An 11,648-nucleotide genomic window follows, 5' to 3' on the forward strand; every position below is an offset into this window, starting at 1 on the left:
GCATATCTTGTTTTATACGACAAAAGACCACGTAGTATTTTCATACTACGTGGTCTTTTATCTACAAACACTTATTTACTTCCCCAGCTAATCGCTTCGTACTTTCATACGCAGAATCCGCTAGACTAATTGCAGAAATAACTGAAACACCATCAGCACCCGCTTCTATAACGGCAGCAGTATTTTCAATTGTAATCCCACCGATACCAACAATCGGCACTGTAATTCCTTGTTCTCTAAAATGAGCTAAACCTTTCGTTCCTTGAACAGCTTTCGTATCTTTTTTCGTACTCGTTGGGAAAATAGGGCCAACTCCTAAATAATCAGCTCCGTTTTCAATCGCCCATTTTGCTTCTTCAATTGTATGTGTAGATACACCGATAATTTTATCTCCCATCTTTTCACGAACAGATGTAATCCCTTCATCATCTTGTCCTACATGAACACCATCTGCATCTAATTCAACGGCCAATTCTACATCATCATTTACAATGAAAGGAACACCATATTCCTTGCAAAGCGCCTGCAATTTCTTTGCAAAACGCACTCTATCCTCTCCAGTTAAAGTCCCTTCTCCCTTTTCACGAAATTGAAAAAGTGTCACTCCACCGTCTAACGCTTCTTTCAATATAGCTAACGGATCCTTCATGCAATTATTGCTTCCCATAATAAAATACACTTGTAATAGGTTAGACATTTTCTTGGTTTCAATACGCATCATGTGTTTCATCCCCCTTACTCTAACTCCTCAATTTCCCCATACTTCTCAATATCACTGGAAGTTGTATTCGCTAATTGATTTAAAAATTCAATTTGGAAACTACCAGGCCCTTTTTCTACCGTCTTAGCAGCTGCTAGTTCCGCAGCTACACCATAAAATGTTACTGCGGCTACTGCTGCCTTTACATAATCTTTTTCTACCGCAACAAATGCTCCTATTACAGAAGTTAGTAAACAACCCGTTCCAGTAACCTTTGTTAAAATAGAGTGACCGTTTCGAATAAGAATCGTTCGCTCTCCATCTGTAACGACATCTTCTTTTCCAGTAATGACCGCAACTGTATTCAATTCCTCTGCTGCCTGTTTTGCAATATTGACAACATTGCCATTTCCAGTACCAGCGTCTACCCCTTTAATTTCCCATCTCTCATTAATAACGTTAGCTACTTCAGCTGCATTCCCACGAATTATCGCTAGATCTATTTCAGCTGGAATATGTCTCGCAACTTCTGTTCGATACGATGTTGCTCCTGCGCCAACAGGATCAAACAATACTGGTACATCATTCGTATTAGCCGACTTACCAGCAAGTAACATCGCTTCTACTTCCTCGGGACGAAGTGTTCCCATATTTAATACTAACGCTCCCGCAATGCTAGCCATTTCTGCTACTTCTTCTTTTGCATACGCCATTACAGGTGATGCCCCTAGTGCTAACAAACCGTTCGCTGTAAAGTTTGTTACAACAACATTTGTAATATTATGAACGAGCGGATTAGATTCCCTCACTAAATCCACTACTTTACTAATTTCTTTCATATTCATCCTTTTCATCTCCTAACTATAATGATGGGAGATACACAAAAAGGCACTTTGCGCGTATGCAAAGTGCCTGAACATGTGCTTTTACACTCTCCCTACGCTGGCATTATCCAACAGGTTCAAATGGTCAATGACGGATTAGTCATACTCTCAGTTTGCATCCACAAACTCCCATGTGTTTCTTATTCATCTACTTCAAAGTCTACTCTTATTCTAGTAAAATAACAAGTTCTTTACTTTTCCGTATAAAGTGAAACTTTAATCAGTGGGAGTTTTGTTCATTCCACTAAAACAGCTCAAACCTCAAGCGAAACTGAATCTGAAGAAAATGTATGCTATATTTAACTTATGGAAATTTGAAAGGATGTTTTTAATATGTCAAAAAGCGTTGTAATCGCTGAAAAACCTTCCGTTGCGCGAGATATTGCTCGTGTACTGAAGTGTGATAAAAAAGGAAACGGCTATCTTGAAGGTAGTAAATATATTGTAACTTGGGCTTTAGGTCATCTCGTTACATTAGCAGATCCAGAAAGCTATGATGTGAAATATAAAAAGTGGAATTTAGAAGACTTACCGATGCTACCGGAGCGTTTGAAATTAACGGTTATTAAACAAACTGGTAAACAGTTTAATGCTGTGAAAAGCCAGCTACTTAGAAAAGATGTAAATGAAATTATTGTCGCTACAGACGCAGGTCGTGAAGGCGAATTAGTCGCACGCTGGATTATCGATAAAGTTAAGTTGAATAAACCAATTAAACGTTTATGGATTTCTTCTGTAACCGATAAAGCAATTAAAGATGGTTTTGCAAATTTAAAACCAGGTAAGGCATATGACAATTTATACGCTTCAGCAGTTGCACGTTCAGAAGCTGACTGGTATATCGGCCTTAACGCGACTCGAGCTTTAACAACTCGCTTTAACGCTCAACTAAATTGCGGTCGTGTACAAACGCCTACTGTCGCTATGATCGCTAGTCGTGAAGATGAAATAAAGAACTTCAAAGCTCAAACTTACTACGGTATCGAAGCGCAAACAACTGATAAGTTAAAACTAACTTGGCAAGATGCAAACGGTAATAGCCGTAGCTTTAATAAAGAAAAAATTGATGGTATTGTAAAAAATCTAGATAAACAAAATGCCACTGTTGTGGAAATTGATAAAAAACAGAAGAAGTCATTCTCCCCTGGCCTTTACGATTTAACTGAATTACAACGTGATGCAAATAAAAAGTTTGGTTACTCTGCTAAAGAAACATTAAACATTATGCAGAAATTATATGAACAACATAAAGTGTTAACGTATCCTCGTACAGATTCACGCTACATTTCATCTGATATCGTCGGAACACTTCCAGAACGTCTAAAAGCGTGCGGTGTCGGGGAATATCGTCCTTTAGCACATAAAGTACTACAAAAGCCAATTAAGCCTAATAAATCATTTGTTGATGATAGTAAAGTAAGCGATCATCACGCAATTATTCCAACAGAAGGATACGTTAACTTCTCATCCTTTACAGATAAAGAGCGTAAAATTTATGATTTAGTTGTGAAACGTTTCTTAGCTGTTTTATTCCCAGCATTCGAATACGAGCAACTAACGTTACGCACAAAAGTTGGTAATGAAACGTTCATTGCACGCGGAAAAACGGTTTTACACGCTGGTTGGAAAGAAGTATACGAAAATCGCTTTGAAGACGATGATGTAACTGATGACGTAAAAGAGCAGCTTCTACCTCACATTGAAAAAGGTGATACATTAGCTGTAAAGTTAATTATGCAAACATCAGGTCAAACAAAGCCACCTGCACGATTTAATGAAGCGACTTTACTTTCAGCAATGGAGAATCCTACAAAATATATGGATACGCAAAATAAACAACTTGCTGATACGTTAAAATCGACTGGTGGATTAGGCACTGTAGCGACACGTGCAGATATTATCGACAAACTCTTCAATTCATTTTTACTTGAAAAGCGTGGTAAAGATATTCACATTACATCAAAAGGCCGTCAGTTACTTGATTTAGTACCAGAAGAGTTAAAATCTCCTACACTAACTGGTGAATGGGAACAAAAACTTGAGGCTATCGCAAAAGGTAAACTGAAAAAAGAAGTCTTCATTTCTGAAATGAAGAACTATACGAAAGAAATTGTTTCTGAAATTAAATCGAGCGATAAAAAATATAAACATGACAACATTTCAACGAAGTCTTGTCCAGACTGTGGTAAACCGATGCTAGAAGTAAACGGCAAAAAAGGAAAAATGCTCGTATGCCAAGACCGTGAATGTGGTCATCGTAAAAATGTATCTCGCACAACAAACGCTCGTTGTCCACAATGTAAGAAGAAACTAGAACTACGTGGTGAAGGTGAAGGTCAAATCTTTGCATGTAAATGTGGCTATCGCGAAAAATTATCGACATTCCAGGAGCGACGTAAAAAAGAATCTGGAAACAAAGCTGATAAGCGTGACGTTCAAAAATATTTGAAACAACAGAACAAAGAAGAAGAACCATTAAATAACCCGTTCGCAGAAGCATTAAAGAAATTAAAATTTGATTAAACAAAAAAGGTTCCTACCTCTATCGGTAGGAACCTTTTATTTTAGTGAATGATTTTACTTCCTTTTGCATTCTCAACGAATTTTTCACTTGATTTATTAATTGGTGTTTTCAGTAATAACGCAGCAACAATCATAACTACTACGAAAACACTTAATACAAGTAAATCTCTTGTTACGATATCCCAAAGCATTCCACCCACTGTTTCACGAATTGCACTAATTGCGTATGTGAATGGTAAGAACGGATAAAGTGCTTGGAAGAACGCCGGTGTCATTTGAATTGGGAATGTTCCGCCCGATCCTGCTACTTGCAGTACAAGTAAAATAATCGCCATCGATTTCCCAACGTTTCCGAAAATAGAAACGAGTGAGTATACGATACAAACGAAGACTCCACCAATAAATAAACTAAATAACACAAACCAGAATTTATCGACTACGTACGTACCGAGTAAGAATATATCTCCCATTGATACGATAAACGCTTGTGAAAGACCTATCGTTAAGAATGTTAATAAACGTCCGAAGTAAACTTCATGGCTCTTATAATTTGCGCCCTCTTCATGTACTTCTACTGTTAATAATGAAACCATTAATAATGCGCCTACCCATAATGCAAGCACTGTATAGAATGGTGACATCGCCGAACCGTAGTTCGGCATCGCAAATAATTTATTCTCTTTTAAATTTACTGGATTCGCAAAGTAATCACTTTGCTTTTCAACATCATTTTTCAATAGGCGTATGATGTCTTTTAAATCTTCTTCAGATTCAAAATCACGAATTTTATCTGCTAATTCTTTAATCTTTTTCTCAGTCTCCGGCATTTCAGCTTTAATGTCTGCTAATTTCTTTCTACCGTCTACTAAGCCTTTTGATGAATCTTCTAGTAATTTTTTAACATCTGGAAGCTTTTTGTCTGCTTCGCTTAAAATTTGAGTTGTGTTTTTAGACATACGTTTCGTACGCTCAATTGCTGTGTTAAAGTTTGGAACGATTTCTGAATCATATGTTGCTAAGAAATCTCCTAATTGAGCTGAAGCATTTTTAGTTGCTTCATTAATACTTTCTACAACCTCTTTTGTAGGCTTCTGTCCATTGTTAATTAATGTAGTTGCCTTATTTGTTGCATCTATACCTTTTTGAACAGCATTTTGTGCCTTATTCAATTTTGCAATTCCATTATTAAGGTTTTTGTCACTATTTACATCTGCTAATACCTTATTTGTGCTTTCTAGAACCGGAATCGCATCACCAATTAGATTCTTAGTAGCTTGTAATTGACCATTTAAATCGTTTAAAGATACTTTTGCCCACTCTAAATCAGTAACACCTTTATTTGATATGTTTGCTTTAGCATCTTCAACACCATTTTTGAACTTATCATATTCATTTTTCACACTATCATACGCTTCATTTGCATCAGCTTTAGCTTGATCAACTGTGCTAACTGCTTTTTTATAATCTGCTACAAACGTTTCATTATAATCTTTTTCTGCTTGATCAATTAATCCGTTTGCTACATCTAATTTTTGATTCGCTACATCTGTTACATCTTTCTTTACTTCTTGACCTGTGCCAATAACATTTACAATATCTTTAATACCGTTGTTTGCATTTTCCATACCGCTTTTCAGCTTAGTTAAGCGATCCACTCGCCCTTGGAAAAAGCTTTGACCAAAATCAGTCGTCGCCGATTTTTGTAGTTCAGTAAATACATTAATAAGATATGTGATACTATCTGTACGGCCTTGAAGATTTTCAGAAACCGCATTAAGATCTTGTTTTGCCTTTTCTGGATCAAATTGACCATTTTGCAATCCGTTTACAACACTTTTACCGTATGTTGTTCCTGCACGTGCCGAGTTTAAAACGTTATTCACTGTTTGATTAATATTTCTTGCAATATTTTTATAACCTTCATCGTTTAACTTTGAAAGATCCGGACGCGCTGGAAACTCCGGCAATCCTTTCATACCAGAAAAGTCTATTCCCGGGTGCATTAAAAAATCCGTAAAAGCATTAGCTTTATCCATTACATTTTTAGCCGCTGTTAAATGATTTCGTATCGTCCCAGGTGCATTTTGCAATGTTTGATCATTGTTTGCAAAGAACTTATCTAAATTCCCTAACGCTTCTTGCCCATCATTAATAACACTTTCTACAACCGGTAACTCTTTTTGTGCTACTTTCACAACATCTTCTGCTCGAGTCGCATCATCTAACGCCTTATCCATCAGTGTATTCATTTCTGGGAACTGCGCTTCTAACTTAAAGACAAGATCTTTTACTTTCTCGATACTTGGTAAGTTTGTTTCTAAATCGATTCCAAGGTCATTGAAGATTTTAAAAATCTCACCATTCGCTGTTTTAACAAAGTTTTTACTAATTTCTTCTGTAATACCTGATGCACCTTTTGCTGTAATTTTCGGTGCAATCGCATTTACCTTTTCATTTACATAGTAATCAAGTTCTGGTTTCTGTGGATTTTCATCCAGAACAGTTGCAATTTTTTCAGAGAAGTCTTTCGGAATCGTAATACTTGCATAATAATCTCCACGCTCAACTCCGTAAATTGCCTGTTTTTCGTCTACAAATTTCCAACCAAGGTTTTTGTTTTTCTTAAGAGAATCTACAATCTCTTTCCCGATATTGATATCTTTCCCCCTTAAATTAGAGCCTGCATCTTGGTTAGAAACTGCAATGGGAACCTCTTTTGTATTTCCATATGGATCCCAAGAAGCTTTAATGTTAAACCATGCATATAACGATGGTAAAATCATTAACCCTAAAACAATAACAATTGCAGCCCAATGTTTAGCTACATTCCGTAAATCTGTCTTATAAATACGCCAAATTTGTTTCATAGAAGTTATCACCTAATTATATATTTTTCCTTCTTTAGAAAATGATACATACATTTTGCAATTATATCACTTTCTACATCGTGGATTAAACGAAAACACACTATTTTTCCCATTAAATATTTCACTTACTTCATTATATAACGAAGTAAAAAAAGTATGCATACAAAATGACCAAATTAGTTTTACATTCAATAATAACAAATATATAGGAAATGTCATAAAAAATACAAGTATTTTCTCTTGGAAATACTTGTATTCCTAAAAAAAATCCTCACAGCTTTTCATCATCTGTGAGGATTTCTTCTATTATATATCTAATTGAACCTCTACACCGAAATGATCTGAAATTACATTTCGATTTGTACCATTAAAAATAACTTTTGAAGAACGAACTCTTTTACTTTGGTTACACACTATTAAATCGATTCGCAAATTATGTTTATTTTCATCCCAACCAGCAATCTCGCCTTGGACAGTTGTTCCTTCATCCTTCTCTATCGCTAGTTCGTATGTGTCGTACAAACCTTTTTGCATCAAATATTCATAACCTTCACCCTGCAAACGAGCATTATTATTAAAATCCCCCATTAAGAAGGAAAGTTCATTGTTATCTACACGCTCCATCAAACGATCGACTTGACCTTGGAATGATTCTTCTTCATCATTCCACCAACCTAGATGGCAAGAATAAAACGTTATATCCTTACCATTATAAGCAATTGTTGCACTTACAATTTTGCGTGTTTTCCAATACGTTGTATCCTTATTTTCTGATACAAAAAACATATCTTCTTTTATAACATTATGTTTCGTCAGAATCGCTAATCCTTCTTCATACACATCATAACCAATATGAGAGAAATCCCAAGTAATATTGTAATCTTTTACATGTAACGCTTTTAACTCTTCTAATAGTAAAAGTCCAAAATTATCTTTTTTCTTGTTACCGCATACATTTTCAGCTTGTATCGACTGACTGACTTCTTGCAATGCGATGACATCGTATTCTTCTTCTTGAATGACTTTAGCAAGATATTTTATCTTTTCCATTTGATTCTCTTCTTGCCAAGAGTGACAGTTTAAAGTTAGCAATTTCATATTATTACGCACCTAACATATCTTGAATGTCTGACTTTAATACGTCAGCTTTCGGACCATATACTGCTTGTACACCTTTATCTTTTACGATTAGTCCTAAAGCACCATTTTGTTTCCACTGCGCTTCTGGTGCAACAACATCTAAATCTTTTACTGTTACACGTAAACGCGTCATACAAGCATCTACGTCAGCAATATTTTCTTTTCCACCTAATAAATCAATAACTTTTGTTGCTAATGAACCATCTTGTACATTTCCTGTTCCTTCTGATGACTCATCTTCATTATCAATATAGTTACCTGCACGTCCTGGTGTTGGTAAATTGAACTTTTTAATTAAGAAATTGAATAATGTAAAGTTAAGACCGAAGAATACTAATGAAACGATAACGAAATTGATTAAATCTCTTGTTAGTCCTGCATTAACCATCATCGGTGTACGAGTAATTAACTCAATAAATCCAAATGCGTGAACACGTAAGTTGATTAAATCTGCTAATGCAAATGCAAGTCCTGTTGTAATAGCATATACAACATATAGTACTGGTGCAATAAACATGAACATGAATTCAATTGGTTCTGTTACACCTGTTAAAAATACTGCTAATGCTGCTGATAAGAACATTGGTTTATATTTTGCACGTTTTTCTTTATCAACATTACGGAACATCGCAAAAGCAATCCCCATTAACGCTGCTGTTGAGCCGATAACTTGTCCAGCTTTGAAACGAGCTGGTACAACGTTATTTAATAAATCGTTATATGCTTTCGTATCTCCACTTGCTAATAAATTATTTAAGTCTGTAATCCATGCAAGCCATAATGGATCTTGTCCTGCTACAATTTGTCCAACTTTTGAGCCAGTTAACATCGTATATGTTCCGCCTAGCTCTGTGTAATTCATCGGAATCGTTAACATATGATGCAGTCCGAATGGTAATAATAAACGTTCTAACGTTCCATATACAAATGGCGCAACAACTGGCGCACTATCTTTAGATGCTGCAATCCAGCGACCAAATTCATTTAATCCACTTTGGATAAATGGCCATAAAAGTGATAATACAATCGCAGTGACTGTAGACCAAACAATTACAACGAATGGTACGAATCGTTTTCCATTAAAGAATGCTAATGCCTGTGGCAGTTTATTATAGTTATAGTATTTGTTATATAAAGTAGCTCCTAAGAAACCTGTAATAATCCCTACGAAAACTCCCATGTTTAATGCTGGTGCACCAAGTACAGAAGTAAAGTAATCTTTTACAACTAAATCTCCTGCTAATACTGAAGAAACTGTCGCTTTTGAATCCGCTAACATTTGAGCGTTTACGCCAAATATTGCTCCTGTAATTCGATTTGTTAAGACGAATGCTAACAGTGCTGCAAATGCACCACCTGCGCGATCCTTCGCCCAAGATCCCCCAATTGCTACTGCAAATAAAATGTGTAAATTTGTAATAATTGCCCAACCGATGTCTTCCATTACACGAGCAATAGTATGAACTGCGTTAATATCCCCAGCAGACATTCCAATTAGCTTACCGATGGAAATCATTAAACCAGCTGCTGGCATTACAGCTACAACAACTAATAATGCTTTCCCGAACTTTTGCCAAAAATCAAAAGACGTAATTTTCATCTGTTCTTCCTCCCCTTTATTTATAACAACATAATGATTTAAATTATAATTTCTGTTTCTCTTATGAAAACGATTCCTCATATTGCTTTATCTTTTTTTGTTACGCAACCGTTTTCATAAATCTATTTTAATAAAAGCGTTTTCACATTGCAATAGAAATTTATTTTTTTTCATAAAAAAAGATGCTCAAGGAGCATCCTTTTGTATTATGAAATGCGATAAACCCTTGTTTCATAAGGTTTTAACGTGATTGTAGTTAATTGTTCATGTTCCGCAACTTCATAGTTATTTAAAAGCAAACGTTTGCGTTCTATTGCGAATAAAGGCTCATTATACACAGCTTCCTCTTTTGAGATATTACTAATTACAATGACTTTTTCATCCTGTAACGTACGTGTATATGCATAAATTTGTGGATCGTCCTCTAAAAGTAAATCGTACGTACCATAATTCAATACATCGTGCTCTTTTTTCAAGGCAATCATTGTCTTATAGAAATTGAAAATAGACTTTTCGTCATTTTTTTGCTTTTCAACATTAATTTCTTTGTAATTTGGATTCATGCCAAACCAAGGTGCACTTGTTGTGAAACCAGCATTCATCTCATCGTTCCACTGCATAGGTGTACGTGAATTATCACGGCAAGAAGCCCATATAATTTCCATCATATCTTGATGTGATACGCCTTCTGCAATTTTCTCTCGATATAAATTTTTAATTGCTACATCATCGTAATCTTCAATATTTGGTAACTGAACATTTGTCATACCAATTTCTTGTCCTTGATAAATAAACGGTGTACCGTGCATAAAGAAATACATCGCTCCTAGAGCTGTTGCACTTTCACGCCAATATTGTTTATCATCTCCCCACGTTGAAACGATACGTGGCTTATCGTGATTCTCGATATATAAAGCATTCCATCCTTTATTCTCTAATCCTTTTTGCCATTTCGTTAATACCTTTTTCAATCCTACAACATCAAGATCTTTCTTCTTTTCTGCATCCCATAAGCTTAAATGTTCAAACTGGAATACCATATTGAATTTACCTTGCTCTTCTCCAACCCAAAGCTCAGCATCTTCAATCTTAACACCATTCGCTTCACCAACAGTCATAATATCGTACTTAGAAAATGTATTTTCTTTTAACTCTTCTAATAAAGGTTGAATACCATCCACATTCATATGTTTATCAAAAGATGGTACATATTTTAATTCTTTTGGATTTGGCATATCGTTGAAGCCATCTTCTTTTTTAATATGGCTAATTGCATCAACACGGAAACCATCAATTCCCTTATCAAGCCACCAATTAACTGTATCGTATAACACTTCACGAACTTCTTTATTCTCCCAGTTTAAATCTGGTTGTTTACGTGAGAATAAATGTAAATAATATTGTTCTGTTACTTCATCATATTCCCATGCCGAACCATTAAAAATACTTTCCCAGTTGTTTGGTTCCGCACCATCTTTACCATCATGCCAAATGTACCAATCACGCTTCGGATTGTCTTTAGATGAACGAGATTCAATAAACCATGGATGTTCATCACTCGTATGATTAATAACTAAATCAATAATAAGCTTCATGTCACGCTTATGAACTTCATCTAATAAAGCATCAAAATCCGCCATTGTACCAAACTCATCCATAATATCTTGATAATCACTAATATCATAACCATTATCATCATTGGGAGACTTATACATTGGACAAATCCAAATTACATCTATACCTAAATCTTTTAAATAATCCAGCTTTGCAATAATACCTTGTAAATCTCCAATACCATCACCATTTGAATCCATAAAGCTTCGTGGATAAATTTGATAAGCAACTGCTTCTTTCCACCATGTCTTATTCATAGTCATTCTCTCCTTTTGCATCCCATCGGAATTTTATGCAAACGTTTTCGTAACACTATCATA

The 11,648-nt window shown here is 35.4% G+C and carries 7 protein-coding genes and 1 riboswitch; of the genes, 1 reads left to right on the forward strand and 6 read right to left on the reverse strand.

Features of this window, described 5'->3' with window-relative positions:
• Positions 1-61: 61 nt before the first annotated feature.
• Both thiE and thiM read right to left on the reverse strand, forming a co-directional pair.
• Complete coding sequence (gene thiE, locus ACS2MN_RS23305) at positions 62-721, reverse strand: thiamine phosphate synthase (protein ID WP_000984529.1); 660 nt, start codon at positions 719-721, stop codon at positions 62-64.
• A gap of 14 nt (positions 722-735) precedes the next feature.
• The gene (gene thiM / locus ACS2MN_RS23310; RefSeq protein WP_087951254.1) at positions 736-1,545 is read right to left on the reverse strand and encodes a hydroxyethylthiazole kinase; all 810 of its coding nucleotides are present in this window, start codon (positions 1,543-1,545) and stop codon (positions 736-738) included.
• 72 nt (positions 1,546-1,617) lie between these two features.
• Positions 1,618-1,727: riboswitch (TPP riboswitch) on the reverse strand.
• Positions 1,728-1,917: 190 nt separating this feature from the next.
• Here thiM and topB point away from each other — a divergent pair.
• Positions 1,918-4,107 carry a DNA topoisomerase III gene (topB, locus tag ACS2MN_RS23315; RefSeq protein ID WP_000047306.1) on the forward strand — a complete coding sequence of 730 codons (2,190 nt, stop codon included), beginning with the start codon at positions 1,918-1,920 and terminating at the stop codon, positions 4,105-4,107.
• A gap of 41 nt (positions 4,108-4,148) precedes the next feature.
• Here the strand turns inward: topB and ACS2MN_RS23320 are convergent, their stop codons facing one another.
• The 4 genes from ACS2MN_RS23320 to ACS2MN_RS23335 form a co-directional block, all read right to left on the reverse strand.
• The gene (locus ACS2MN_RS23320; protein WP_224993528.1) at positions 4,149-6,974 is read right to left on the reverse strand and encodes a YhgE/Pip domain-containing protein; all 2,826 of its coding nucleotides are present in this window, start codon (positions 6,972-6,974) and stop codon (positions 4,149-4,151) included.
• A gap of 306 nt (positions 6,975-7,280) precedes the next feature.
• The gene (locus ACS2MN_RS23325; protein ID WP_087951256.1) at positions 7,281-8,072 is read right to left on the reverse strand and encodes an endonuclease/exonuclease/phosphatase family protein; all 792 of its coding nucleotides are present in this window, start codon (positions 8,070-8,072) and stop codon (positions 7,281-7,283) included.
• A 4-nt stretch (positions 8,073-8,076) separates the two neighbouring features.
• Entirely contained in the window at positions 8,077-9,714 is a 1,638-nt protein-coding gene (locus ACS2MN_RS23330) for a PTS transporter subunit IIBC (RefSeq protein ID WP_000705554.1), read from the reverse strand.
• A gap of 206 nt (positions 9,715-9,920) precedes the next feature.
• The gene (locus ACS2MN_RS23335) at positions 9,921-11,585 is read right to left on the reverse strand and encodes a glycoside hydrolase family 13 protein (RefSeq protein WP_087951257.1); all 1,665 of its coding nucleotides are present in this window, start codon (positions 11,583-11,585) and stop codon (positions 9,921-9,923) included.
• Between the last annotated feature and the right edge of the window lie 63 nt (positions 11,586-11,648).

Source organism: Bacillus cereus group sp. BceL062, assembly GCF_051780025.1.
Classification (GTDB): Bacteria; Bacillota; Bacilli; order Bacillales; family Bacillaceae_G; genus Bacillus_A; species Bacillus_A toyonensis.

Excerpts from the sequence above, each read along its gene's own strand:
- thiE (WP_000984529.1), bottom strand. The coding sequence starts at position 721 with ATGATGCGTATTGAAACCAAGAAAATGTCTAACCTATTACAAGTGTAT.
- thiM (WP_087951254.1), bottom strand. The coding sequence starts at position 1,545 with ATGAATATGAAAGAAATTAGTAAAGTAGTGGATTTAGTGAGGGAATCT.
- topB (WP_000047306.1), top strand. The coding sequence starts at position 1,918 with ATGTCAAAAAGCGTTGTAATCGCTGAAAAACCTTCCGTTGCGCGAGAT.
- ACS2MN_RS23320 (WP_224993528.1), bottom strand. The coding sequence starts at position 6,974 with ATGAAACAAATTTGGCGTATTTATAAGACAGATTTACGGAATGTAGCT.
- ACS2MN_RS23325 (WP_087951256.1), bottom strand. The coding sequence starts at position 8,072 with ATGAAATTGCTAACTTTAAACTGTCACTCTTGGCAAGAAGAGAATCAA.
- ACS2MN_RS23330 (WP_000705554.1), bottom strand. The coding sequence starts at position 9,714 with ATGAAAATTACGTCTTTTGATTTTTGGCAAAAGTTCGGGAAAGCATTA.
- ACS2MN_RS23335 (WP_087951257.1), bottom strand. The coding sequence starts at position 11,585 with ATGAATAAGACATGGTGGAAAGAAGCAGTTGCTTATCAAATTTATCCA.